The following is a 25,582-nucleotide window of genomic DNA, read 5'->3' on the forward strand; positions in this document are numbered from 1 at the left end:
GCATGCTCCCCGATTCGACTCATCCGGCACCCAGGTGCGTCAACGGCGCTTCTAGCGCAGCCGTCCGTCGTTGTCGAAGCGTCCCGGTCCCTTCATCTCGCTCTCAAGTTCAAGCCCTACGCCTTTCTGAACTGGACCGCCTTCAAGCAGCGGCATTTCAAGCGGCTCAAGCAAACGCGCCACACCTGCCGTCCTCGCCAGGCACTCAAGACGCCCGGCCGAGTAGATGAGCGCCGTGCCCGGCACCAGGCTCTTGAGCAGGTTGGGATGAACCTTGAACTCCTCGACCTCCCGTCGGGATATCTGCCCCGTGCGCATGGTCCCAAGCGCGCCACGCTGGACCTGCTCGGTGTCCTTGAACGTCGTGTAGGTCCCGAGCGTGGCGGACCAGAACTCCGCGTCCTCAGGGGCGGGAGTTCTGAAGCAGACCTTGCAGCCCGAGGTGTTGGCGAAGACCGCCGAGTGGAAGGCTTCGGCCGACATTCCCTCGATCCTCTTGAGCTGGCCCAGGTCTTGATGTGAGAGGACCGTCCAGAAGCGCGCCGAGCCCACCGTGGCAATGAAAGATGAGAACACCGGCGTGGCGAACTCCGCGAACTCGTCCAGGATCACCGAGGCAGGCTCGGGCTTCGGGTACATCTTCTGCCGAGAAGCCGCCACCGAGAGCAGGCCCGAGATGAGCATGCGGCCAAGCGGATTGGCGAGGACCTGAAGGTGCCCTATGGGGACCGCGAAGTAAGCAAGCTGCCCGCGCTCGAAGACATCCTCCAGGCGGATTTCCGGGGAGTAGTCGTTGAGCAGCCGTCCCAACTCTCCGGTCGTCCATGGCCGAATGGCCGAGGTCAGCGCCGAGGTGTCGGTCCCTTTCTTGAAGTCCTCGGCCGCGGCGTCTACTTTGCGCGTGTCCTTGCAGAGGTCGAATGCCTTCTTGCGGGCCTTCTCCGAGCTGAAGTAGGCGAGGCAGTCCTTGAGGGTGAACTCAAGGCCCGTGGCACAGAAGACCTCGACCATGTTGAGCATCCGGGCGTAGTCGAGCGAGCGGTAATAGTCCTGGCCCTCGCCCGAGGACGTGGGTTCTCGGCCGATAGCGCGCGCGAGCTGGTTGGCGACCGCCGTCGTGTCCTGGCCGGGCAGCCGCCGGATCGGGTTGAAGGTCATCGAGCGCGCATCCTGCGGATTGAAGTAGCGCACGTCCGCCGCGCGCCCAGCCAGGTTCGCCAGTTTTAGGAACTGGTCGAAGTCCGAGCTGTCGCCCTTGGCCTCCATGAAGAAGACCGGCATGCCGCGCTTCATGTCCTGGCCTGAAAGGCCGAAGAGAAGCTGCGACTTGCCCGAGCGGGTCGGCCCCACGATCTGCATGTGGCTTTCGCGCTCCTTATCGGTCACGAAGACCTTGGTCCAGCCGTTGGCCGTGCCGAGGAACGTCCCGTGTGCGGACGGCTCGCCCTCAAGAATCCGGCCGAGCGGCTTGTCAGTGCTGCCCGCCTGGCGCGGCGCGTCCCATTGGCGCTTGCGCGCGCCAGGGCCAGGCTTGCGCAGGGCCAGGCCCAGGCCGACGAACAGGCCAAGCGCCGCGGAGGCTCCTTGGGCGGTGCGCCGCAGGTCCCCGACCGGGATGCGCCGGAGTATCCCGAGGTCCTTTCGGAGTTTCAAGAGGACCGGCAGGCCTATCAACGGCAGGGACAGGGCGACGGCCAGAGCGAGCGCCAAGCCCGCGAGCTTACGGCGCTCGAAATGCACCAGCACCGAGGTTGCAATGACCCCGATGACGCAGACCAACATCGCGATTTTGGCTTCCATTAGGCGGCACCTCCCACGGTTTCAAGGTCGGACGGCAAGGCTTTCGGCGCGCTCAGAATGGACGCCGCCGAGGCCGGCACGAGTCTCAGGCTGCGGCCTTCGCAGTTGGCGAAGGTACAGCGCCCGGCGCTGGCCCTGAACTCCGCCAGGTCGCAGACGTAGATGAACGGCATGCTCAGGCGCGCGGCCTGCCGGCGAACAAAGTCCGGCCCGCTCGGCCAGTTTGTCAGGTAGAGGACCACGGCCCGGCCAGGCAGCGAGGCCCGATAGGAGCCCCAGATATCGGGGTAGAGCTGGGTCGCTTTCTTGTTCAACTCGACCTCGACCGCCTTGGGCTCGGCCGGGTCCGAGATCCACAAGTCCGGGATTCGGGACCGGCTCGTGGTGTGGCTCCAGCCGCCACGACTGTTCCAGTCCGTGCGCTCCCGGATCGTCCGGACCGTGAGCCCATGCAGCCGGGACAGCACCAAACCCACGGCGTTGACCAGGATCTCATGCTCGATCAGATGGCCCGAGACCGACCGCTTGAAGCCCGGGAGCCGCGCCAATTTCGCCGCCTTGAGCGCCCGATGACCCCGGCTTGTCAGCGTGAAGACCATCGGGAAGTCCCGATAGAAATGAGCCTCCACATGGCCCGACTTCTTGAGGTCTTGAAGCCTCTTGTACCCCGACAGCCGGTACAGATTCTCGCCGTATTCGTTGAAGAGCAGCCTCGCCCGTTCGGTTTCTCCGAGACCTTTATGGAACACCAAGCCGTCTATTTGTCCCAGCCCGAGCACTCCCCACAGTTCCAACTCCCGCAACAACTCCCCATCCCTTTCCTGCAACTCCGCCCCGCCTTTCTTGCCTTTCCCTTTCGATTTTCTGTTGATCAATCTCTGACCTCCCCCGTTTTTTTGTCCCTTCCCTTGTCCTCCTCCCTTTCCTATCTGCACCTCCCTGACCGCCGCAGTCTTTTTTGCCCGCCGCTTCCCAACCCCAGCACCACATCGTTGTGGGGGTGGGGTTGGGAAGAAAAGTCCTCGCAGAGGACGACAGGCGGGCGAGAAAAAGCCTCGCGGCGGCCGTCGTTTTCTCGTTGAGGCCTTCGAATGCACCACTGTTCTGTGGCGCTCGAAGGCTTAAGACCCTCCCTAGGAGTAACGAACGAGGGGGCCGGTTTTAGACAGGTAGTTTTAGGCGGAGAAGCCCCGGCTTTCAAAATGCCGGAGAATGCGGGCGACGCGACGGGCGGTTCTACGCTGAGGTTGGCCGAGTTCTCGCGCGGCTTCGGACACGTTACCCCCGGCGGCAGCGAGTTCGGAGAGCAAGGAATCCACGTCCTTAGGAGACATTTTGAGCTTCGCCGGCAACTCGGCGAAGGCCTCTTTCAGGAAGAACTGGCGCAGGTGGGCGTGGGGAGTCTCGGTGTGTGTTCGGTAGATAAAAGGTCGCCGGATACCATCGGTAAGTTGCTCCGGGTCGAGGCCTTCCTCGGCGTGTTCGACCTCGTCGAGCGTGGCGAATAGCTCTTCCTCGTACTCCTGACGCCGCAAGTCATCGGTCTCTTGGTTCTTGAGAATTTTCCGGAAATACGCGGCCTCATGACGGCGGAGCCGGAGCATGAATTCGCGGTCTCGGACGTGGACATTGCCCCGCTTGGAGACGCTGACCGGCGTCGTGGCGGGCACCTCATCCAGCGCCCGCCAAAGGACGTCGAGCAGGTGGCGCGGGTCTGTGAAGACGTCCCCTACTTTCAGCGGCCGCGACGGCCGGCGTCGGCGCGTCGTGCGTCGGGCTTTTCGGTAGAGCTTGTCGTGGATCAGGCTGGCCTGATCGACCGTGAGGTGAAAGTCCACCCAGTCGTCCAGGCGCGAGGGGGCGGGCTTGGCGGGAGGCTCGAGCGCCTCGGCGAGGAGCTCGTCGCCCAACGATAGTACCTCTATCGCGTGGGCTTCAAAATAAAATGGCGGCGCTTTGGGTTCCACGATTTTCTTTGACCGGCCCGGACTTCGGGCAATAAAAAGCGAGAAACGAGCTGGTCGTTTCCCGTGGTCTCATCCCGTTACGGCGGGATCGTGGATACCCTGGGGCCTATTCCCCAGGCTACACAGGCGGTGTCGGGCAAGCTTCGCCCGACGGTAATAGGGTAACGGCATTATACCTTTTCTCCAGGGCCATCCGGCCCCAAAAACCTAGGCCATTGGGCTCAGATGAGCAGCCGAACCAGCTCCCGCGCGCCGACCTCAAGCAGCCCCAGGACTCGCGGCCCCAGGTGGGCGGCTCGCCAAGCGGCCAGGGAACCCCACACCAGGGCGAGCTGTGCGGCCAGCGCCGCGAGGAAGTTGACGGCGAACGGCGCTCGGCCAGCCACCGGCCTGACCAGCCACTCGGCTGCCGCATAGGTCCAGTCGTCCAGCGCCAGGAACAGGCGTAGCGCGCCCAGCGCAATCCAGAGTTGCAGCCGGGTCAACAAGCCGAAGGTCAGCAGGCAGCCGAGGACCAGCTCGCGGGCGATAGCGCCCAGGCTGGGCGGTTGATAGCCGCTTCGTTTCGCCGCCGCGACCGCGATGGCGAGCCAGACGATCAGCCGGGCCATCGGCCGCCAGTCCCATTCGTGCAGCCACCAATGGAGCCGGGCCTTCATCGGAACCTCACCGAGCGCCGGCCGCTTGCGAGCGGCCCGAGCTTGTCTATCGGCGAGTAGCGCTGGTGCTGGAGCGCCACGTCGCGGTTGGCAAGGCGCACGTAGATTTTGACCATCTCCAGGGTCGAGTGGCCGAGCATCGCTTGGAGGCTGAAGGCGTCCCCGCCGTTTAGGATGTACTGTGTGGCGAAGGTATGGCGCAGCGTGTGCGGCGAGACGCGGACGCCCTCAATGCCCGCCGCCTTGCCGTAACGCTTGAGCCTGATCTGGAAGTGGCGCGGGCAAATCTGGCCGCCGAACTGGTCCAGGAAGAAGACATCCTGGCCGGCCACGTCGCCACGCCATTGAGAGTAATCCCAAAGCGCCTTCTTTACCGCGCCGCCGAACGGCACGGCGCGCTCCTTGTCGCCCTTGCCCAAGACCGTGAGCCGGTTGGCCTGCCAGTCAAGCCGGTCCCGGCGAAGGCCCAGGACCTCGCCCAGCCGCAGGCCGGTATCGAGCATGAGCAGCATCATGGTCCAGTTGCGCAAGCCGCAGAAGGTCTTGGTCTTCGGCTGCGTGAGCAGGAGCCGCACTTGGTCCATGTTGAGCGGCCGGATGAGCTTCTTCTCTACCTTCGGCTTCTCAACCAGGCTGAAGGGTGTCGCCGGGATCAACCGCTCCTGCGAGAGGTAGCGGAAGAAGCAGCGCAGCCCTCCATACGTTCGATTGATCGTGATGGAGGAATGGCCGCTCTGACGCAGATGATCGAAGAACGCCCGCAGGAGGTTGGGCGTCGTCTCGCGCGGGGTGGACGCGCCGACGCCCTCCAGGAAGCGCAGGAAGCCCCCTAGGATAGTCTTGTACCAGGCCAGGGTATGGTCCGAGACATTCTTCGAGCGGCAGCGCAGGAAGAACAACTCTCGCGCCGAGGGCCAGTCTTGTGCGGCAACGTCGCTTTGATCTTTCCAGAGTCTTTGCATGTTCGCCTCCGAGTTCTGGGCTTAGCAAGGCGCTTCGCAGCCGCCGTGCCTACCCGAATTCCCGGACTAACCTTGCGAACTTGCAGTGATCCTCGAACTTCCGCCCTCTCGCGAGTTCTCGTCGAGAAAGCAGACTTTCGTTTGCTTTACCTCCTCACGTGTGTTATACTTTCCCTGCGGGGTAGAGCAGCCTGGTAGCTCGCAAGGCTCATAACCTTGAGGTCGCTGGTTCAAATCCAGCCCCCGCAACGGTCTCTGCGGAAAGAATCGCCGGTTCCCATGGAATCGGCGATTCTCTTTTCTAGGAATGGGAGGGGATAGAAGTTAAAGCGAGCCTCTCCTGGGTCGGGAGCAATCTCGATTTCCTGGACAAATCCTTTGACAAAATCCTTCTGTTCCGCCCTTGTCCCCGCTCCAAAGAGCCTTGGAAAGTCGTCAAAGTACTGAACCAACTCATCCGCGATCTTGTCCGGGTCTAGACTTAGGGCTTCTAAAGAACCAGAAATCGCGCTTAAATGGCCTCCTAGACGCTCTTTCTCAGCCTCTAGCCTCTTGAGCTCATCGACCAGGAATTGACTGGCAGAGCCCATTTTTATGGCCCCGACAAGGTTCCTTATCTCCCCATCCTTGGCTTCCACGGCTTTGCGTACTTCTTCCGCTCGATCTTTGGCGCTGGGATTTAAGGACTCCTCCAGGAGTTCTCGCAGCCGGGTTCGGATTAAATTCGTGTCCTTTAACTCGGAAACCCCTCGTTGAATTTCAGCAAGAACAAAGTCATCAAGGACCTTGGCCTTGATCGAGAAAGCTGCGCAGAAATATTTCCCCTTATTGTGATACCCTCCGCATTGATAATAGGGAGCTTTTTCTCCATCATGGTATTTCATTTGGCCATAATAGCGGTGGCCGCATCGGGCGCATTTAATAAGGCCTCCCAAGAGATAGGGCGAATCATAATGCCTCCCATCCCGAGGCTTTCTCCTGCGAAATCGAGCTTGGATTCGATTAAACAAGACAGGGTCTATTATCGCCGGATGCGAGTTTTCCTTAATTATCCATTCCGATGAAGCCCTAATCCTCTTTGCCGCTCCAGGAGAGCGATTATGGTAATTGTGCCGATTATAGACGAGAGTCCCCTTATAGGCCTGATTTTTTAAAAGACTCAGGATCGAATTCTTGGCCCAAAGGCCGCCATGAGGCGCTGGAATGCTCCGCGAATTTAAGTCATCAACAATAGCGCCTAGGCCATTGCCTCGATCATACGCCTGGAAGATAGAGCGGACAACCTCGACCTCATCGGCCGAGCCTGGGGTCCATACAACATGCTGGGATTTCTCCGCCTTGCGCTCCCCATTGTTCAAGACTCGAATAGGTTGCTGCTGCGAATTCACTAAAAGCCGAGCATATCCATAAGGAGGCCGCCCCCCACAGGAGCGGCCCAGGCTCGCGTGGCTTTTGCAGCCCCGAATAGTGGTTTCTGACAGCTTTTGACTGTATTCATGGGCTTGCGCGTGTTTTATAAGCTTGGAGACGGAATCCCCAAGAGACCCATCATTCTTAAACTCATCCTTAACGTATACAACCCATACCCCGGCCCGTTTAAGCGCTTGCTCCCAATAAATCTTATCCTCAGCTGGAAGCCTACCGAGGCGGCTCACATCGTAGACCAGGAGATGCGAGATCCCATGACCCCCTGCCTGGGCAAGACGAATCATTTCCTGGAACCTTGAATCGCGCTCTATGGTCAGGCCCGAAGCATACCCCTTCTCAGGAATAAATTCCCTGACAATGCCCCACCCCTTCTGATCCGCGTAGTCGCGGCAGGCCTTCTTCTGATCCTCAATAGAAAGCTCTTGCTTATCGGTCGAACGCCGATAGAATGCCCAGGCCCTTGTCATGTCAATAGATCGCCTTATTATTTATCTTTATTGGTGGCTAGTAAACAGGATTTTTGCCCAGCCAGGCGCTTATAACGCCTCAAAGCCCAGACGCAAAGGATGCAGATAACCCCATCAATAGGGATAGCACCAGCTTGTATCCTATGGCGAACCATACCAAGGCGCAATTTCGGCTTTTCCTCTGGGGAAACCGCCATAATAGCCAGATTTCTTCCCTATATTTTCCCGATTTTTCTTCTTTTTTCTACATGTTATTTTACTGCCTCCCACATATTTTTCCGCCCTTCCTTTCCCGAATGTTGGATTTTGCCAGCCTTCTCCAATGCTGGAAGGCGATTCGCGATAGTCTTATGATTAATCCCTGTTTCCTGGGCTATGTCCTCACCAGAAAGAGGCTCACTCCGCCTTAAAACAGCCAGGATTTTGCTTTCTGTATTGATATTTTTTTGGAAGTCTGGATCATTAGCTGTATCCGCTCCAGTAAACACCGTGGCATTTTCTTTGAAATAAATGTTAATCCCAAGATCCTCACAAAGGGGTCCGAAATTATTCTTTTTATGCCGAATAAGAACCTTGGCAAGCCCTTTGGAGCTATGAATTTTCTCAACATGCAATACAGATCGGGCGAGGTTATACTTATAGGCACTACCAAAGGGAGTTTTATTTCCATAGGCTTGCCCATCCTGCAACTTGGACTGATGATCTATCAAGAGAACTGTAACCCCAAGCTCCCTGAGTTTATTTAAGGATTTAATTATGACCTCGGCCGATTCTGGATTGACCCCATATGCGGGGCCGAAAGAATCCACCACGACCAAGGATATGTTTTGTTCTTCAATATATTTTCTTACCTTCCCAAGGAATTGTGGCAAAGGCTTAAAAGACTCCGCATAATACAAAGGCTGGGGAGGCTCCTCCATCCCGAGCCCCCTGGCTATGGAGTAAGCGCGCCGCAGTTGTTCTTCGATATTTAACTCCCAATCTAAACAGAGGACAGAACCTGGCGGCAAGGTCATTCCCCCAAACCCTTTGCCGCTAGCCATCCCCAAAGCGATAGCTTGAGCGATATAACTCTTCCCGTGACTACCGTCCCCATACAAGATTGCAGGATACCCTTCAACCAAGCGGCCATTTAACAGACCCACTTCACGCCTTTCAGGCTCTTCCAGAGAACTCAAAGACACCGGCTCGAACTCCCCATTTGCCCGGCTATAAATAGGAGGGATATTGGGGGACTCGCTTGCATTCAATGCCTTTCCGTGCGCTGCCCCATTCTCCCTTTGAATTTTGCTTCCACTTATTCCAAGAACTTTCTTATTCATAATTTCTCCTCTGGCATAACCAGGCAATCATTTTATAGGCTGCCTCAAGAGACGCCCATAGCCCCTTTGTGAGGCCGAACAAAAGGATAGCCAGTGGAATCCACCTTAACAGAGAAGTTTCTCAAGTGGAAACAAGTTGAAACTCATGGACTTAACAGCCCATATGCTGACGCCTGGAAAAAGCTTTGGATAAATAACCGTCTACAAAATCAAAAATCCATAAAAGAAACCCCGCAGGATCGGACTTTTGCGCGTCAACTTCTGGAGGGTAGTTTCGTCTTCCGAGGCGACGTCCCCTATATCATGTTTGGGGCTATCAGGCCTGGGAAGATAAAACCTTTTATCCGACTTCTATTTCGAAGGGCGGGTATTGACCCCAAAATACTACACCAAGATAAAACACGAGGAGTTACCGTTAAAAATTTACGCCGCCATCTACGATTCCTAGAAGCCCATCTAATGGATGGAACATCTATTGCGGCGCTAGGTAAGCAGTGGGCAGACGAACGCAGCGGAAACGAGCCGAGACAGCCCCAAACATACGAGGCAAAGCTTCACAAGATTATACATTCATTAGTGAACGACCTTTGGTTTTTCCTATACAAAATGGGAAGGAATCAGACAGAGATTCGACCTGAAATTGATTCAGACTTTTCCAAAATTAAAGGAGACATCAAAATATTTATAAAGGGAATGCTCAAACTCAGCAAGAAAGAATATAAGCATGACTACTTTCCAGGTCAAGAAAAACCAAAGTCTTTTGAAGACGCCTGTATCAATATTTTTGAACGTCATTGGCAGTTTTGGGACAACTTATATATAGCCAAAAGATTTTCTGATGAGAAGAAAGCAATCCCGCCAGAAATAGCCGCTGCTTTATTTCGCCAAATTTACACCCCTGCATATTTAAAGAAAAAGTCTAAATAAAACTTCAGAGCAAGCTATTCCCACGAAGAAGACTTATGGCATCCTCTTCCATCCAAATTGTTCGAGACAGCGATCCAATTCTACCCAATCAATTTTCCTTGAACTAGGAATGCCCGCTGCCTTTGCCTTATGAGCCATTTGCAGCAAACACATTTGTCGGTCCCCTGGCAGCTGCATCATGCTCTTAGTTTGATGCGAGTAGTATCTATATTCACCAGGGATGGTAACGCAGCCGCATAGCAACACTGGAGGAAGAATTATGTATCTCGCAAATTTCCATACATGTTTCATGCGATTCCCTGTGGCTGACCATCTGAAGAAACATTTTCAATCGTTTTTTGTCGCCGCACGAGCCTTCGCCGTTTGATTTTAAGTGGCCCAATCAGGGCCAGAGCCTCGGGAGAAAGCATTTTATGAATGGCGCTGCCCAAATCCTCATAATCAATCAATAGACCCGTTTCCCTTCGTATTTCTCGCCGGATATGCGCCAGGGCTGTTTCCTGAAACACAGCCCTCCCAATAGTCGCCGGGCTTAAAGCGATATTCTTTTGCCAAAAATCATCAAGCTTTCCGTCTTTTATGGAATCCTTATGAAGAAGGGATAGATGTTCAGCAGAAACATCGAAAGTCTCTCCCTTTGACAAATCGCAAGAAAAGACTTTTTCATACTCAATTCCCTCCTCAAAGGTTAGATGGTACAGAGTCCAAACAAGCCCATTGGTTAACACGACCCATCGGAAATTATTCCGCGAAGCATAAGCCTGCGCCTGCTCTATGTGGCGATCCCGCAGGATTTCGCTCGCTGCCTTCACCTCAACCAAGAGCTTTACAACCCCATCAATTTTAAGCGCAATATCCACGTACTTATTTTTCAACTGGGCCTCACGGCTGATATCGGTCATTACGTCGTAGCCTAAAACCTCTTCAAAGACTTTAATAAGCCTCTGAACGGTGTCTGCTTCGTTGAGATTATCGGACTGCGCCTGAATAAGGTACGGAAGCAGTTTTTTTAAGGGTTTACGGATATCAGTCATCTATTTTCTCCTGGACTATTATTTTTACTTCTTGGCTAGGCGGGAAAAGCTCTTTTAGATGGGCGGATAACAATCAGCGGCATCCGCCCCAGCCATTGGAATAACCAGGAATCGAATGCCGCCTTTCCCACGCCGAAGCGTGGTACATCAGCGGCTTCAATCCGGTTTCCAATGTGCCCCTCAGCTATCTGAGTGAGCTTACCGCGCTCTTACGCGCGGTCCCGGGTGAAGCCAAAAATTACTCTAAATTAATAGGTTCTAGATAAACCTCCTAATTTGTATTTAATTAATTATAGCGGAATTCCCAGACAAAAACGGCACAATATTTATAAAGATATAAAAACTCCAAGGCAGTTTTATGTTTTATGGGGAGCGCGGTTATTTATCGCGATTTAGTGGATTTGGCTGGCTTTGGCCCAAATTGGCCCCAAGCCCTAACGTTCGCGACTCAATACATCCTAAACGGCAGCGACGCGTTTAGCCTTCAGCAGATCCTCGGGCACTCGACGTTGGACATGGTGAAGATCTACGTCAGGCTGGCCAATCGCGACGTGGTCAAGCTGCACCGCCAATTCAGCCCGATGGATCGGATGGAAATCGTCCCTGGTGGCAGCAGGCGCGCTGTTGTAAGATGAGGGTAGAGTCGTCAGCTTCAACTATAGCGTCGCTGGCGGCAAAAGGTAATCCTTCTTAGCGGCTGCATTCGTGATCTGCGTATAGAATAGCTCCATCAGGGAGAGGATGTCGGCATGCAGTTGCTTGTACTCCTGGACATCTACAGTCAGATGCTGACCATGTGCAATTCGATTCCGATCTCCGACAAGCTTCTCATCAATAAGCTTGGCCTTCAACTCATACGGCTTATGATCTAAATCCAAAGCCAGCAGGAACTCGCTCAAAACGGAATAGGTCAGGTTTGACTCAGCACTCGGGATCAATTTGGGCGGGAATTCAGCCTGAGATTTCTCGGACAAGCGAAGCTCTCGAATCAGCTCGATTCGAAATTTTATCTTGTTCGAATTCGCCACCGATGACAGTTTCCCTCGGAACGCGCTGGCCATCGCGACAAAATTGTCCTTTAGCCGGCCCGTTTCTAAACGTTGATTATCCAAGAATTCAACATAGGCTGCAGCGCATGCGCGTATATGACCCTCCCAATGAGCGTAGAGCAATGCCACACCACTCCTTAGATGGAGTTGTCGTGCTAGACCGGTGGCCCCGTCAATGGATAGAAGAATGCCGGACAGCTCTCTTCGACGCCAGGCCAGTTCTCCGGCGAGCTTCTCCTGAAGCTCCTCGACTGTTCTACTCATAAGCCGCTATGGCTTAAGGAGCGCCTCGCCGAGCGGTACCAACTTAGGAGCCCTCGATGTGCCTCTGACACCGGCCCCCGAGGATTTTCGGAATTCTTCGTTTCGCCAGATATCCTTGATTTTCGCCAACATCTTCGCCTTGTTGGCATCGGTGAATCCAGCCTCAGTCCAATCGCCAATTGTCTTTCCCACACCCAGCGCGACGACCTCGAAAGCAGAGACCAGGAATCCTCCCTGAAACACCTTCTTTTCCGGATTATATCTTCGGAAAGCATCATCGCCGGCCGACTGCTCGATGAGGAGAAACGTTTTCTCAAAGGCATCTTTTGTCGCTGTTCGGTCAAAGCTCGCATCTTGTGCGAGTTGGATCATTTTCTTTGTTAGGAATTCTCCAACGTCTTCCATTGATGCGAGTTCCTCTGCCGTCGACCGTGCGTAGGCTAGGAATCGGAGCGCCAACTCCACATCGTAGCGCTGCTCGACTTGCCGATCAGAAAGTCCGAGGCAATTCTGAAAAGGCTTGTAGGATGCGATCTCATTCAGCCATTCAAAAAAGGGCCGATCCACCATGATAAGTATGCAGTTGCGAACCTCTTGGTGAGACAGCGATGATCCCAAAGTATTTAGTCGGCTGAAGAGCTCGTATTTCGCCTGTTGGTCGCTCTCCTTCTTTATGATTTTGACGTCCAGCTTTTCCCGCTTAAACGCCAGCCGCTGAGGCTGGCTGAAGGAAGTTTCAGGCGTGGAGCCTTTCCACATCTTGTCTCGGAGGCCAGGCAAGTAGTCTGTAGCCAGCAACTTGCTTGGTGGCCGCGGCTCGTCTTTCTCGGAACGCAATGCGCCGACGAATTCAAAAATCGTAGAAAGCCTTTGAAGTCCGTCAACGACCTCCCAAACCCCATCCTCACGTTGCGAAACGAAGATCGAAGGGATCGGAATTCCAAGCATGACTGACTCAATCAACTTCGTCTTCTGAAGCGGAGTCCAGCGGAAGAATCGCTGGAATTCGGGATGAATATCGAGTTCTTTGTCCTCGTACATCCGGACAAATTCGCCGATAGACATGGAGTAGCCATCGGTTTGAATCTCCTTGCGCTTTCTCTCGATTTCGTCCTGAAGTGTAGCCATCTGCCATCTCCTTTGCATTCCTAGTGACGCCGGACCGCAGAATTGCCGAAGGACTTAAAGCAGCGGGTTGAAGAGCTGGTCGAAAGCGGGAATCTGGTCAGCAAGTCTAGTCATGCTTTTATTTGGCACTTCCCCTACTTCCCGCTCTTCGTCCGGTTGTCCATCATGCAGAGCATCTGGCAGTTCCTTTCTGTGGTCTTGCCGCCCTTCCTCCACGGGATAATATGATCCGCCTCCATTTCATTGATATCGAAGGCCTTCTTGCATGTAGGGCATTTACCCTTTTGCTTTGCATAAATTTTCTGTTTCACCTTCTCATCGAACGCGCGCAGGCTTAAGGTTTTTTCATTGCCCGTCAAAAGATATTCGTAGATGCCCCTCTTATTATCCACCTCATCATCATCGATAAGCTCTATGATGCGCTTCTCCAGCGCCACCGCGCCCAGTCTGTCCTCTTTATGTTTATTGCAGAACTCGCCCCACGGCAAGCCTTTCATCAGTTTTGTTCGCCCGCTATCTTGATTCGGGAACACGCGATTAACCCAATCAAAGACCGCCTGCCAATACTGCCACAGCTCCTGTGCGTCTTTTTCCATTTGGTGTTTGCTCATGTAGTCGTCAATGTTCCCGCCGGAGATCCAATCGAGTGCAGTTTCTAGGACCTCTTGCCGAATCGGCGAACCACTGACGAGCTTATCCCGTCCATCTCGAACTGCTGGAGCACCTGTTTTGGAAAACCATCGCTTCGCATCCGCAAGCCAAGGGCCGGTGTAAATGGCATTGCGCGCCTCCTGGTTGCTCAGTCTTTCACCTGCGGTGTTGATGATTTTAAACCAGTCAAGCTTATCGCTATCCGTTCCCTCGCACACATACACAAAAAGCTCGTAGTCCAGAATCTCCTGTTTCTTATTTTTAGTGAGGTTGCCAAAATTCATTGGCGAGCCATCAACCTCCACCGAGAAGTCGCCATGCACGTACTGGCAGATGCTGACAGTGCGCTGTTGCCCGTCCAATAATTCAAAGCCATTACCCGCCTTCACCCAGTACATCGAGTTGAGCGGAAACCCTTTACGAACGGTGTGAATGACTTCGTTGCGTTGCTTATCCTTGTAGATGAATTCGCGCTGATAAGCGGGGCGAATGTTTAGGCGACCGCTGTATCCACGCACCCCCTCTTCCGCCTTATCCTCATAGCCCGCGACAAGTTCAGATACCTTGATATTTTTGGGGGTAATTTCCATGGACCCTAATCCTTGCGCGTGCGAGCGACAATACGTCTGATGATTATCCTTGAATACGGGCACCGCGATTTCCCGTCCTTCGTTATCGCAATGTCCGTTCGGCCACGATAATTTTTCTTCACACCAATTTCTTTGCCTAAATTTCCGAATGGTATACCGATGAGCTCAAACTGTTCGGGATTGAATTTATCTAGAAACGCATCAGGAACACCCATTAATCCATCATAGTCGCAGGGGATTTCCGCAGTCTGGCCGACTTCAATGGCATCGTAGTTGTCATACTTTGGATATTGGGCGGGCGAGTATTTTTTATAGAGCGGCAATTGTTCATGGCGCTTTGGGTTATCCATGTTGGTGAGCCAAATCGCCGGAACATTTATCAGCTTCACGCCATCTACAACCTTTTCGTACTTCCCCATATAGTCGGCGAGAAACCACATGCCACCGGAAAATGGCCGAACGCCCGGCCAAAGTTTATTCTCTTTTATGAAGTTAAAAATCTCTTTGTAATGAAGTGCGTTTTTATTACCGATAACCAAAAACTGCTTATCATGAGCTATCAATTGCGCCAGGTATTCGCGGAACAGTGAGAACGGGGGATTGGTGATGACGATATCCGCCTGCTTCAATAGTTCGACGCACTCGCGGCTGCGAAAGTCACCCGCGTCATAGATATCATTACCTTTGAGGGGCCGTGATGTGTTTGCGTTGCGCTTCAAGAGATACTCAACATCAGCGAGGTCAGTCGCGCCGCGCCGTTTATGGTCTGGCACCTCTTTGATTTCTATCGCGTAGGGTTCTTTACCGTCAGGCTTGAGCCCTTCGATATCGAGAAGCGGCAACTGCCCGCCAGCGATGGGAGACTTCACATAGCTCGTGGCGATGAGCTTTTTGAGGCCGAGCATATTGAAGTTGAGTGCGAAATACCTAAAGAAGTTGCTCTCAAATGGGTCGTCGCAGTTGCAAAGAATCGTCTTGCCGCGAAGCTGCGCTTTGTAGTACTTCAGCTCATTTTCGATATCGCTAAGCTGCGTGTAAAACTCATCCTGCTTGGCCTTCTTTGCATTCGAAAGTCCCACATTCCCTATTCGGGAGGGGACAGGAGCTTGCTCAGGCTTACTTATTCGTTTCCGAGCTTTCGTGGGCTTGCTTGCGCGTTTCATGGTATGTCTTCAGCGATTTCAGGATTCATTGCAAAAGAAAAAAGAGACGAAGACAGCTAGGAATTTTAGGATTTTATTGATGCCTTGTCACGAGAAGGAGACAATTCCGACGGAGGGCAGCAACGACCAGAGAGAACCGAGTAGAATTAAGACTGGAAACACTGCAAGGGGCGCTTATACAGCGCCGCAAATGCTTGAAGCTCCGAGAAAGTCCACCCGCCGCTCACCAGCTTCACACTTCGAGACGAAAGCCTGTGGCTTCTCCAAGTCCTTAGCGATTTGGGCCTGGGTAAGCCCGGCGTCAAGCCGAGCCTTCCGCAGCTTTCGCAAAAACTCCTGGTACTGCTTCGTGTGGACGTTAGACATGGAATTCCTTCTTGGCGGAGGAAGTCCTTATCAGCTACCTTAAGGGCAAAATTAACATATTCCGCAGAGGTAATATCGGGCCCCCGCAACCGTTTTCGTAATTGCTCGACGAGAGAACTGAGACCCGGACCGCATGGTCTGGGTCTTTGTTTGCCCAAAATCTCTGGGCACAAAACCTGGAGGTCGCAAATTATCGACGCAACTTCTAGGGGAATGCCTTACTGTCGGACGATCCCAAGAAGTGTCCGCTCGTGCCCGAGTTATTCTATTCTGGAACGATGTCGCAGTAATTGAACCGCTGGGCACGCAGAACCTTCTTGCCCGCTCTGCACGCGATCGCCTTCTTGAAGATAGGCCCGACGTACACGAACGAGTGATACTCGCCGTATTCCCCGCAAGGGTCGGCGCTCTCGGGCAGGTCACCAAGCAGGCCGCAGTCTATTTCCCGGCCTGCGAACGAAGCGTCGATCGCCCGCGTATCGACGCAGGAGAGGATCGCCTTGAACCCCAGGCCGATGAAAGTCCTCGCCAGCTCCTCGGTATCGCGCATCCAGAGCGGGTAAACTCCGGTCATCCCTATTCGCGCAAGGTGCTCATCCCGATACTGTCTCAGATCTTCGAGAAACAAGTCTCCGAAGGCGACCTTCGTGATCCCCTGAGCTTTGAATCGGCCGAGGACCTCCCGCAGGCGCGCCTCGTAGATCTCATTGGGACAATCCTGAGGGATCATGATCGTGTGCAGCGGAATTCCCAAAGACTCGGCCTGCCGCTCCAGAAGCTCCCGCCGCACTCCATGCATGCTGACCCGGTCGAATCCCACAGTCAGCGTCGTCATGAGCGCCGCGATCTCGTATTTTTGGGACGCACGCAAGTGATACGCTGCCATGGCGCTGTCCTTGCCCCCGCTCCAGGACAAGACGACCTGCTCTTTGGCTGGCCTCTTACGCGACATTCTTTCCGGGGTCATGCGGTCGCCAAAATCAGTCGGTCCGCCAAATCAGCGGCGCCAAAAAGGACGGCGGAGTAGAGGATCGTACTCGCCAAAGTATTCCCGAAGAAAGGGAGAGCGGCGACATAGCACATGATCAGTCCTTGGGGCGTGCGTGGATACATGCCTCCGCACGCCCATACCCCGAAATTCGTAATGAGATAGAACATGACGGCGCTGAGAAAGGCCAACTGGGCAACCTGCGCGCTGCGCCTGTTTCCTTTCATCCGCCGACCGAGAATCGTGGTCAGGGCAAAACTCAGATAGACTGCAGGCATCTCTTTGTAAAATCCAATGACGGCGTCGGAGAGGAACAGCGCCGCCAACGGAACGAGAAAAGCCATGAGGCCTTCCTCGAAGCAGGCTCCCCCGAACAAAGCCAGCGAGCCGATCACGGTGAAGTTCGGAGGATGCGGAACCAGCCTCGACAGAGCGGCGAGAAAAACGATCCCGAGATAAGCCCTTGCTGAGAGTTTCATGGTGTCTCCTTGATGGCGTTTATTTTTTCCAGGCGTTCGACTTCCATTGCGGCGCACTTCGGACATACGCAGTCTGCTCCGGTGAAAGACAGGATGTGAGGAAGGTCCTCGCACCAACAGCCCGCCTTGCCTGCCGTTGGCCCGCAGATCAGACCAACTCCGCAGTGGCTGCACTTTTTGATGCGAGCCGGTCCTGATGGGAGTTCCATAATTAAACTGGGTGAACGTCGACCGGCAAGGCAAGCGTCGAAACAACGGCGGCGGATAGACCGGAGAGGACGATACAAGTTGAGCCAACCAAGCGGCCTCCTTAAAAACTCGAAGGATACCCCGCGCGCATGTCTACTGACTTACGGATCGTCGCTTTCCCGCACCTTCCCATCCTCAACATCAAGGACAGTGGCCATCAGCGGTTGGCTCCCCGTTTACAGTGGCGGTACCGTGCCGGATTCTCACCGGCTTCCAACGTAGCACACGCAGGACGACGCCGTCACGGCGTCAGCGTTACAGTATCATAACGTCCCCGTGACAATCAAGATCATGGGGCGGGGAGCTCGGCCGTGGCAGTTTTGTTGCAAATTACATCTATTGGATGAGAGACTCGGCGCCGCGCCAAGGCATAGACTTCAACCAGGCCCCCTTCCTGGTCATCTGGGAGACCACCCGCTCCTGCGCTCTGGCCTGCCAGCATTGCCGGGCGGAGGCGGTCCTGGGTCGGGACGCCCGCGAGCTCGACACGGCCGAGGGCAAGGGCCTGCTTGACCAGGTCGCCGAGATGGGGACCCCCATCGTGATCTTCTCCGGCGGAGATCCCCTGAACCGCCCGGACTTGGAGGAGCTGATCCGACACGGGCGCAAGCAGGGGCTGCGCCTGGGGACCATTCCCGCGGCGACAGACAACATCACAAGAGAGAGGATCCGCGGCCTCAAGGAGGCGGGGCTCGACCAGATCGCCTTCAGCGTGGACGGGCCGACGGCGAGGCTGCATGACTCCTTCCGTGGGATCGCCGGCGCCTTCGACCGGACCATGGAAGCCATAGCCATGGTCCACGAAGAGGGGCTCTCCCTTCAGATCAACACCTGCTTCGCGGCCTGGAATTTTCCCTATCTCGAAGACATGGTGGCCTTGACGAAGGCCGCCAAGGTGGCTTTCTGGGAGGTCTTCTTCCTGATACCGATGGGCCGGGGCCAAGCCCTGGGAGGGCTTTCTGCAGAACAATTCGAGCTCGTCTTCGACCGCCTCTATCGCTTGAACTACGAGGACTCCTTCATCGTCAAGCTCACCGAGGCCCAGCATTACCGCCGCTTCGTCATACAGAAGGAGCTGGCAGCGCCCCGCTGCGAAGGGAGCGCGGCGGAGCGTATCCGCCGCATCGTGGCGCGCCCGCGCGGGATCAACGGGAGCCTGGGGATGTCTCCTCAGGCCGTGAACGCGGGCAAGGGGATCGTATTCATCGATCACATGGGAAACATCTGCCCCTCTGGCTTTCTCCCCATACCCGCCGGGAACCTGCGTCGGCAAAAGCTCTCCGAGGTCTATCGCGGCTCCCCCCTATTCCTTGAATTGCGCGACCCGGGCCGGCTCATGGGCAAATGCGGGACTTGCGAGTTCGCCTCCATGTGCGGCGGCTCCCGGGCCCGGGCTTACGCGATGACGAGCGACTACATGGCCTCCGATCCCGGATGCGCCTACGCCGGGGGCGGCTGAGACCCGCGCGCCTCGGCTCGCTTCAAAATCGACCGGCCACAACGCGCATTATGGCGCGCTCGGAGCACCAGCTCCGGATTAAATGCTACGATATAGCCAAGAGGAACCAACATGGCAGGACATTTCAAGAAGCGCAGGGGGCCCCAGGGGCCCAATAAAAACCAGGAAAAGGTGCTCCGCGCCCGGAACGCCGAAAATCCCGCCCGGCTGGTGGGTCTCCTGGGCTCGAAGTTTCCCTCGGTCAAGCAGATGCGCATCCACCTGACGTTCATGGACGCCCGGCAGCACATCCTGGAGGAGAGGGACCTCTCCCTGGCCCCTTCGGACGCCGCGATCTTCACCGTGCCCTGCCCAGGGCGCTGCGGCCACGGCACTTTCAACTTCGCGCTCAAGGCGGCCGAGACCATAGCGGCCCAGTTCCCCCTTTCCGAGAGCGGCGCCAAATGCCCGGAGGCCCTGTACGCCTCCTCGGTCGAGACCTGCGGCTGCGAGATCAAGTGCCGCATGGAAATCGAGTACTTTCCCGTGGCCGGACCCGTCCCTAACGCCTAGCCATCCAAAATGCCATTTTCCCAATTAGGGCTTCATCAGGATCTGGTCAAGGGCGTCAAGGCGATGGGGTTCACCGATCCCACCCCCATCCAGGGCCAATCCATCCCCCTGGCATTGCAGGGACTCGATCTCCTGGGCTGCGCCCAGACCGGGAGCGGGAAAACCGCGGCCTACGTCCTCCCGATCCTCAACCGAATGCTGGAGACCCCCCGCCCAGGGGTGAGGGCCCTGGTCATCGTCCCCACCCGGGAGCTCGCGGCCCAAGTCGAGACGACTTTCCGCGACTGCGGACGCTTCACCCCCTTTAAGGTCGCCGTGGTCATCGGAGGAGTGGGCTACCACGGCCAAAGGCAGGCCCTGGCCCAGGGCGCCCAGATCATCATCGCGACCCCAGGCAGGCTTTTGGACCATCTCCAGCAGGGGACGGTGCGCATGGACCGCATCGAGAATTTGGTCTTGGACGAGGCGGACCGCATGCTCGACATGGGTTTTCTTCCCGCCATCAGGAACATCCTGGGCCGCCTGCCGCGCGAGCGCCAGACCATGATGTTCTCCGCGACCTTGGTGCCCGAGATCGAGCGCATCGCCTCCTTCGCCCTGCGCCAGCCCCGCCGCATCGAGATTTCCCGCCCCACCTCCGTGGCCGAGGGCATCAGCCAAGTGGTCTATCCCGTGACCCAGCAGCAGAAAACCGAGCTTCTCGTCGCGATCCTTCAGGCGACCCAGATCCGCTCGGGAGTGGTGTTCTGCCGGACCAAACACGGGGCCGATCGCCTGGCCAGAAGACTCAAGGACAAGGGATTTTCGATCGGGGTTCTTCACGCCAACCGCACCCAAGGCCAGAGGACCAACGCCATGGAGGACTTCCGCGGGGGCCGCACCCAGATTTTGGTCGCCACCGACATCGCGGCGCGCGGCATCGACGTGCGCGAGATCAGCCACGTGGTCAATTACGACCTGCCGCGCCACCCCGAGGATTACGTGCACCGCGTGGGGCGCACGGCGCGGGCTTACGGGGTGGGTGATGCCATCACCTTGATGTCCCCGGACGAGCAGCCCTTCCTGAGCGCGATCGAGCGCTTCGTAGGAATCGTTTTCCCGAGGGCCATGCTGCCGAATTTCGCCTACTCCGTCCCCCCTCTCCTTAAAGCCCCGAAGCCGCGCTCCTTCCGGGACCTCAACTGGAGCCGCTTCCGCCAACTGCGCCGCCGGCGGTAAAAAAGGCCGGCGGTTGAACCGCCGGCCTTTGAAGATTGATTCCTTGTAATCCTAACTCTGGAACAACGGTCGTGTCCGGACCATCTCTCCTGTGTCGGCGTCGACATATACGTCCCATTTCATAGCCTTGCCCACGCGGAACTTCCAGACCAGGATGAATTTTCCCGCCTGCTCCGGGGATTCGATGATGACCTTCTTTCCTTCGCCGATGTCGGCCAGGGAGACGGTGTAGCTCCCGAGCCTGCGGCCTATGAAGCCATAGTGCAGCACCTGGCCGACCAAGCCATGGCGCGCCTCCGCCTCGGAGAGGCCCGGCCTTTCCGGGATTTCACCAGTCACGAAAAGATGCCGTTTGCCGGAGGAGTTCAGGACCCTGTCGGGAAACTCGATGTTGACCACGATCTCGCTTCCTTCGACCGGTATGCCTTGGTGGCTCTGGCGGGCAAATTCAACCCGGGCCATGACGATGTCGAAGGGCTCTCCCCTGGTTCGAGAAGCGATATGGGTTATCGCCACCTTCCTTACTCTGGGAAGGGGGTCGCGCGGGCGCAGGCCGAGAGGCTTCCTGTGGCCACCAACATAATCCTTGGCCATTTCGGCCGCGCCCCGCTTCATGGCCGCCTCGTTTTGGCCATCGGCCGGGTCTTGAGCGGGAATTCCAATCCCCTCATAGCCCTGCAAGCCCGCGCCAAGAGGGACGGCCGCAAGTCCCTTGCGCGTGTCGGGAACGCGGACGTCGGTTCTAAGCACGTACACCTTGACCCGACCGGCCGCGTAGAGGCCGCCCCAGCGGGGATCGAGGCGCAGGAACACTTCCGCCTTGTATTTTCCCTCGGTGTCCCCCTCTCCCACCCAGACCTCGATCCTTCCGCGAGCGCGCCGGGTTTCAACGCCTTTCACGCCCAAATCATTGAGGTGGGAACGCAAATCCTCCAAATTCGCGTCGCTGACCTCCTCCACCCTTGCGAACACTGTCCCATCCGGATCCAAAGGGCCTCCGAAAAGCTTCTCAAGCTTACGCCGCATATCCCCGCTCGCCTGAATCAGGGCCGCCACATCTCTTCCTTTAGGATTGGCGGAGAACCATATCTCTGTCATGGTCGAAAATTGCCACATGAACATCGCCGCCTCGGGCGGCATCTCGAGGAGTTCGCCTCTCCCGAGCTTCAGGAATCGGCCGAATTGCCCTGTCAACGCGTCTATCCTCTTCTGGGCAATAGGCCTTTTCCGGTATATTTCCGTTTCAAGCCCCCGCCCGATCACGAGGAAGCTCTTTTCCAGGCCGGACTCTCCAGGCTCCCGTTCGAGAACGCCGTCCAACGCCGCGACCAGCATACCGGAACTATGGCTAGCCTGCTCGGCCCCGTCCACTATGCGATTCATGGAGAAATAATCCCCGATCCTCGAGACTTCCTCTCTGAAGGCCTCTGTCTCGAGCTTGCGCAGCTCCCGCCAATTGGAGGGCGGCATGTCCAAAAGATAGGTCATGCGGTTATTGAGCTCTCCCAACTCCTCGGCCGTGAAAGCCGGGCTCTGATCCTCGGTTTTTTCGAAAACCGCGTGCACGGCCACCATCGCGGCCTTCATCTCTCCATCGGGCAAATCGGAGCCGTCGGAAGCGCTCCCGCCGTTGCCGCCGCGGCCATTGCCGCTGTCGTTGCCGCCGCGCCCGCCCTCGCTGCCGCCAGCGCCGCCTTGGCCCGAGAAGCCGCCCGAGCCCGGGGCCAGGCCGGAGCCATCCGGCCCTTTTTTGGCGGAGTCATAAATCACCGAGGCCGAGCCGCCCTGGGCTCCTACGGTTAACTCCTGGCCCAAGACCTCCAAGGCATGGTAGCCATCCACGGCCGCGGCGCGGGAGCCTACGCCCATTTGTCGGGAAAAAACTTGGCGCGCCCGGTCAGGAGAGGCAAATATCTTCACCTGGGTCATCGCTCCCCGCGTCTCGGGAGCAAAAAATCGAACGGGAACGCCTCCGCCGGTGACGAGCGAGGCAGGCATGCGCGGCATCTGCTTGGCGGCGGACGCGCGCAAGACCGGATTGGCGCCGAACGCGTTTTGGGCGACCAAAGCGAGGCTCAACGTCATGGACAAATTCTTCATTTATCTCTCCTTGGAACAGACTCTAAAGCCGACTCATTCTAGGAAATGACTCTTTCGGCCGATTGGAGCCAAGGACCCAAGCGGGCGTGCGCATTGGGCCCAGAATGGATTGGGCCGAAAGGCCCAGCTCGGGGCCGCCGAAATTTTATCTAATGGCTTTCTCGATATGACCGCGACCAGTCGCAGCAGCGGCAGAGAACAAATGAACGCTCTTCCCCGCTTGATTTTAGCCGCGGCCGGGCTCGCGCTTGCGGGCCGCGCCCAAGGCGCGGCCGACCGCCTCCTCCCCTTGCCGATTCTGGAGCGGCTCAAGTGGAAGCTCGTCATGCCTCTGCCGGAGCCGTGGGTCTACGCCATGGCCAAGAACGCAAGCCAATTCTACCTGGCCGGGGAGTCCGGCCTCCACGTTATAAAGGAAGGAAGGCACGACCTCATCCCCTGGCCGGGGGATCTGCCCTGCTATGAAATTGGATTCATAGACGGAGTCCTGCATGCGGCGAATTCCGGCCATATATGGGTTCTCAATGGAGGCTGGGAACTGGCCACTGATCTTCCGAGGCCCAGAAACGCAAGGGCCCCGCGCCTTGCAAAATGGTCGGGAAGGCATTACGCCGCGACCGGCCGCGGCGTATTTATTCGCGGCAATGACAAGAGCTGGGCTCCCCTTCACCCCTATCCCGAGCCGCGGGGACTCGTCCAAGTCCTCGAGGCCAACTTCATCGGAGATTTGGACGGGGGCCTGGCGGTCGCCACCAACGCCGGAGTATTTTCCCTGGAGCTCTACGATTGGCTGGCCTCGCGCTGGCCGGCGTGGCGCGAAACGCTCGAGGACAGCCTGCTGTAGCTTATTTCGCCGGAAGGACGCTCTTGAAGAACAGCACGGCCAGGGGCGGCAAGGTGACTTCAAGCAAGCAGGGCCGGCCGTGGGCCGGCTCCGCTCTCGCCTCGACGGCGCCGAGGTTGCCCAGGCCGCTGCCCCCGTAGCAGGCGGCATCGCTGTTTAAGATTTCCTTCCACGAGCCCGCGCGCGCCGCCCCCACCTTGAAGCCGAAGCGCGGAACGGGAGTGAAGTTGAAAACGACCAGAACCGCCTCGCCCGACCTGGACTTGCGCAAGAAGCTCAAGGTGCTTTGGTCGCCGTCGAGGCAGTCCACCCACTCGAACCCAGCGGGCTCGCAATCGAGCTCGTGAAGAGCCGGCTCGCCGGCGTAGGCGCGGTTGAGGTCCCGCAGCCACTTCTGGATTCCGGAATGCTTGTCGTATTCCGCCAGGCGCCATTCCAAGCTCTCGTCGTGGTTCCACTCGCGCCATGGGGCGAGCTCGGTTCCCATGAAGACCAGCTTCTTGCCGGAGTGGGCGTACATGTTGCCGAGAAGGAGCCTTAGGTTGGCGAACTTCTGCCAGTCGTCTCCCGGCATCTGGCTCAACAGCGACCCCTTGCCGTGGACCGCCTCGTCGTGTGACAGGGGCAGGACGAAATTCTCGTGAAAGGCGTAAATCATCCGGAAAGTGGCGCGGTCATGATGGAATTTGCGGTGCACGGGCTCCTTCCTCATGTACTCCAAGGTGTCGTGCATCCAACCCATGTCCCATTTGAGCCCGAAGCCGAGCCCCCCGGCATAAGTCGGCCGCGAGACCAGGGGCCAAGCGGTGGACTCCTCTGCGAAGGTCTGCGCGCCCGGATAGCTCTTGTATATCTCCTCGTTGAGCTGCCTTAGAAAAGAGATGGCCTCCAGGTTTTCGCGTCCCCCGTAGAGATTCGGGATCCATTCGCCTTCCTTCCTTGAATAGTCCAGGTACAGCATGGAGGCCACCGCGTCCACCCTGAGCCCGTCGGCGTGGTAGCGGTCGAGCCAAAACAAGGCGTTGCTGACGAGGAAGGAGCGAATCTCGTTGCGGCCGTAATTGAAAATGCAGCTCTTCCAGTCGGGGTGAAAGCCTTGGCGGGGATCGGCGTGCTCGTAAAGATGGGTGCCGTCGAAGAGAGCCAGGCCGTGGCCGTCATTGGGAAAATGGGAAGGGACCCAGTCCAGGATCACGGCCAGGCCGTGCTGGTGCAAAGTGTCGATGAGGAACATGAAATCCTGGGGGCTGCCGTAGCGGGCGGTGGGCGCGAAGTAGCCCAAGGTCTGGTAGCCCCAGGAGCCGTAGAAAGGGTGCTCCATAAGGGGGAGGAATTCAACATGGGTAAACCCCATTTCGCGCGCGTATTCCGCCAAGGGAAGCGCTAGTTCCCTATAGGTCAGGAATCGGGTTTCCCCGGGGGCCCGCCGCCAAGAGCCCAGATGGACCTCGTAAATGGATATCGGGGCCTCGAGGCTGTTGCGCCTGGCTCTTTGGCCCATCCAGGCCCGGTCCCCCCAGCCGTATTCCAAGTCCCAGGCCACGGAAGCGGACTTAGGCGCGACCTCATGGAAGAAGGCGAAGGGATCAGACTTCTCCAACCTCTGGTTCTCGTTCTGGGCGACGATGCAGTATTTATACAAGGCCCCGCGCCCGATGTTCGGCACGAACCCCTCCCAAATTCCAGAGCTGCCCCGGCACTTGAGGGGATTTTTCGCGCGGTTCCAGCCGTTGAAATCCCCGATGACGGAGACTTTCTTGGCGTTGGGAGCCCAGACGGAAAACAGGAGCCCCGGCTTTCCGTCAAGAACGAAGAGGTGAGCGCCCATCTTCTCATAAAGGCGGGAATGCCTGCCTTCGTTGAACCAATGAAGGTCATCGTCCGTGAGCAGGAATGGCTTCTGGCCGACCATATCG

Annotated in this window: 22 protein-coding genes, 1 tRNA gene and 1 riboswitch; of the genes, 6 read left to right on the forward strand and 17 right to left on the reverse strand. The window is 56.8% G+C overall.

Annotated elements, in window-relative coordinates; genetic code table 11:
- Positions 1-51 precede the first annotated feature (51 nt).
- The 5 genes from HY921_03355 to HY921_03375 all read right to left on the reverse strand — a co-directional run bounded on the left by HY921_03355 (position 52) and on the right by HY921_03375 (position 5,388).
- Positions 52-1,800: a TraM recognition domain-containing protein gene (locus HY921_03355; protein ID MBI5629905.1), complete on the reverse strand. Its 1,749-nt coding sequence runs from the start codon at positions 1,798-1,800 to the stop codon at positions 52-54.
- Complete coding sequence (locus HY921_03360) at positions 1,800-2,675, reverse strand: hypothetical protein (GenBank protein MBI5629906.1); 876 nt, start codon at positions 2,673-2,675, stop codon at positions 1,800-1,802. The genes HY921_03355 and HY921_03360 overlap by 1 nt, the downstream gene beginning before the upstream one ends.
- 300 nt (positions 2,676-2,975) lie before the next feature.
- Complete coding sequence (locus tag HY921_03365) at positions 2,976-3,767, reverse strand: hypothetical protein (protein MBI5629907.1); 792 nt, start codon at positions 3,765-3,767, stop codon at positions 2,976-2,978.
- Between the two features lie 221 nt (positions 3,768-3,988).
- On the reverse strand, positions 3,989-4,426 hold the full coding sequence (locus HY921_03370) for a hypothetical protein (GenBank protein ID MBI5629908.1): 438 nt from the start codon (positions 4,424-4,426) through the stop codon (positions 3,989-3,991).
- The gene (locus HY921_03375; GenBank protein ID MBI5629909.1) at positions 4,423-5,388 is read right to left on the reverse strand and encodes a tyrosine-type recombinase/integrase; all 966 of its coding nucleotides are present in this window, start codon (positions 5,386-5,388) and stop codon (positions 4,423-4,425) included. Before HY921_03375 ends, HY921_03370 begins: the two co-directional genes overlap by 4 nt.
- Before the next feature lie 175 nt (positions 5,389-5,563).
- Between HY921_03375 and HY921_03380 the strand changes: the two genes are divergently transcribed.
- A tRNA-Met gene (locus tag HY921_03380) sits at positions 5,564-5,637 on the forward strand.
- Here HY921_03380 and HY921_03385 read toward each other — a convergent pair.
- On the reverse strand, positions 5,619-7,283 hold the full coding sequence (locus HY921_03385) for a recombinase family protein (protein MBI5629910.1): 1,665 nt from the start codon (positions 7,281-7,283) through the stop codon (positions 5,619-5,621). The genes HY921_03380 and HY921_03385 overlap by 19 nt on opposite strands.
- A 251-nt stretch (positions 7,284-7,534) precedes the next feature.
- Positions 7,535-8,605, reverse strand: a complete 1,071-nt coding sequence (locus HY921_03390; protein ID MBI5629911.1) for an AAA family ATPase — start codon at positions 8,603-8,605, stop codon at positions 7,535-7,537.
- Between the two features lie 93 nt (positions 8,606-8,698).
- Between HY921_03390 and HY921_03395 the strand changes: the two genes are divergently transcribed.
- Entirely contained in the window at positions 8,699-9,532 is an 834-nt protein-coding gene (locus tag HY921_03395; protein MBI5629912.1) for a hypothetical protein, read from the forward strand.
- Positions 9,533-9,819: 287 nt separating this feature from the next.
- On the opposite strand, the gene HY921_03400 is transcribed toward HY921_03395, so the two are convergent.
- From HY921_03400 to HY921_03435, 8 genes are all read right to left on the reverse strand, one after another.
- Positions 9,820-10,566: a type I restriction enzyme HsdR N-terminal domain-containing protein gene (locus tag HY921_03400; protein ID MBI5629913.1), complete on the reverse strand. Its 747-nt coding sequence runs from the start codon at positions 10,564-10,566 to the stop codon at positions 9,820-9,822.
- A 656-nt stretch (positions 10,567-11,222) separates the two neighbouring features.
- Positions 11,223-11,879, reverse strand: a complete 657-nt coding sequence (locus HY921_03405) for a hypothetical protein (GenBank protein ID MBI5629914.1) — start codon at positions 11,877-11,879, stop codon at positions 11,223-11,225.
- Between the two features lie 6 nt (positions 11,880-11,885).
- Positions 11,886-13,007 (reverse strand): DUF262 domain-containing protein, encoded by a 1,122-nt coding sequence (locus HY921_03410; protein MBI5629915.1) that lies wholly within the window; start codon positions 13,005-13,007, stop codon positions 11,886-11,888.
- A 134-nt stretch (positions 13,008-13,141) separates the two neighbouring features.
- Positions 13,142-14,248, reverse strand: coding sequence for a DUF262 domain-containing protein (locus tag HY921_03415; GenBank protein MBI5629916.1), 1,107 nt, complete (start codon positions 14,246-14,248; stop codon positions 13,142-13,144).
- Between the two features lie 5 nt (positions 14,249-14,253).
- Entirely contained in the window at positions 14,254-15,336 is a 1,083-nt protein-coding gene (locus HY921_03420; protein ID MBI5629917.1) for an adenine-specific methyltransferase EcoRI family protein, read from the reverse strand.
- A gap of 249 nt (positions 15,337-15,585) precedes the next feature.
- On the reverse strand, positions 15,586-15,777 hold the full coding sequence (locus HY921_03425) for a helix-turn-helix transcriptional regulator (GenBank protein ID MBI5629918.1): 192 nt from the start codon (positions 15,775-15,777) through the stop codon (positions 15,586-15,588).
- Positions 15,778-16,042: 265 nt separating this feature from the next.
- Complete coding sequence (locus HY921_03430) at positions 16,043-16,729, reverse strand: adenine nucleotide alpha hydrolase (GenBank protein ID MBI5629919.1); 687 nt, start codon at positions 16,727-16,729, stop codon at positions 16,043-16,045.
- Between the two features lie 11 nt (positions 16,730-16,740).
- Positions 16,741-17,244 (reverse strand): hypothetical protein, encoded by a 504-nt coding sequence (locus HY921_03435; GenBank protein MBI5629920.1) that lies wholly within the window; start codon positions 17,242-17,244, stop codon positions 16,741-16,743.
- A gap of 317 nt (positions 17,245-17,561) precedes the next feature.
- Positions 17,562-17,749, reverse strand: a riboswitch (cobalamin riboswitch).
- 87 nt (positions 17,750-17,836) lie between these two features.
- Between HY921_03435 and HY921_03440 the strand changes: the two genes are divergently transcribed.
- The 3 genes from HY921_03440 to HY921_03450 all read left to right on the forward strand — a co-directional run bounded on the left by HY921_03440 (position 17,837) and on the right by HY921_03450 (position 20,722).
- Entirely contained in the window at positions 17,837-18,952 is a 1,116-nt protein-coding gene (locus HY921_03440; protein ID MBI5629921.1) for a TIGR04053 family radical SAM/SPASM domain-containing protein, read from the forward strand.
- 111 nt (positions 18,953-19,063) lie between these two features.
- Entirely contained in the window at positions 19,064-19,504 is a 441-nt protein-coding gene (locus tag HY921_03445) for a hypothetical protein (GenBank protein MBI5629922.1), read from the forward strand.
- Between the two features lie 9 nt (positions 19,505-19,513).
- Positions 19,514-20,722: a DEAD/DEAH box helicase gene (locus tag HY921_03450; GenBank protein MBI5629923.1), complete on the forward strand. Its 1,209-nt coding sequence runs from the start codon at positions 19,514-19,516 to the stop codon at positions 20,720-20,722.
- Positions 20,723-20,773: 51 nt separating this feature from the next.
- Here the strand turns inward: HY921_03450 and HY921_03455 are convergent, their stop codons facing one another.
- Positions 20,774-22,822, reverse strand: a complete 2,049-nt coding sequence (locus HY921_03455) for a hypothetical protein (protein ID MBI5629924.1) — start codon at positions 22,820-22,822, stop codon at positions 20,774-20,776.
- A gap of 202 nt (positions 22,823-23,024) precedes the next feature.
- On the opposite strand from HY921_03455, the gene HY921_03460 reads away from it, so the two are divergent.
- On the forward strand, positions 23,025-23,666 hold the full coding sequence (locus HY921_03460) for a hypothetical protein (protein ID MBI5629925.1): 642 nt from the start codon (positions 23,025-23,027) through the stop codon (positions 23,664-23,666).
- 1 nt (position 23,667) lies between these two features.
- Here the strand turns inward: HY921_03460 and glgB are convergent, their stop codons facing one another.
- Positions 23,668-25,578, reverse strand: coding sequence for a 1,4-alpha-glucan branching protein GlgB (glgB, locus tag HY921_03465; protein MBI5629926.1), 1,911 nt, complete (start codon positions 25,576-25,578; stop codon positions 23,668-23,670).
- Positions 25,579-25,582: the final 4 nt, after the last annotated feature.

The sequence above is a fragment of the Elusimicrobiota bacterium genome (genome assembly GCA_016218575.1).
Lineage (GTDB): Bacteria > Elusimicrobiota > Elusimicrobia > UBA1565 > UBA9628 > JACRDN01.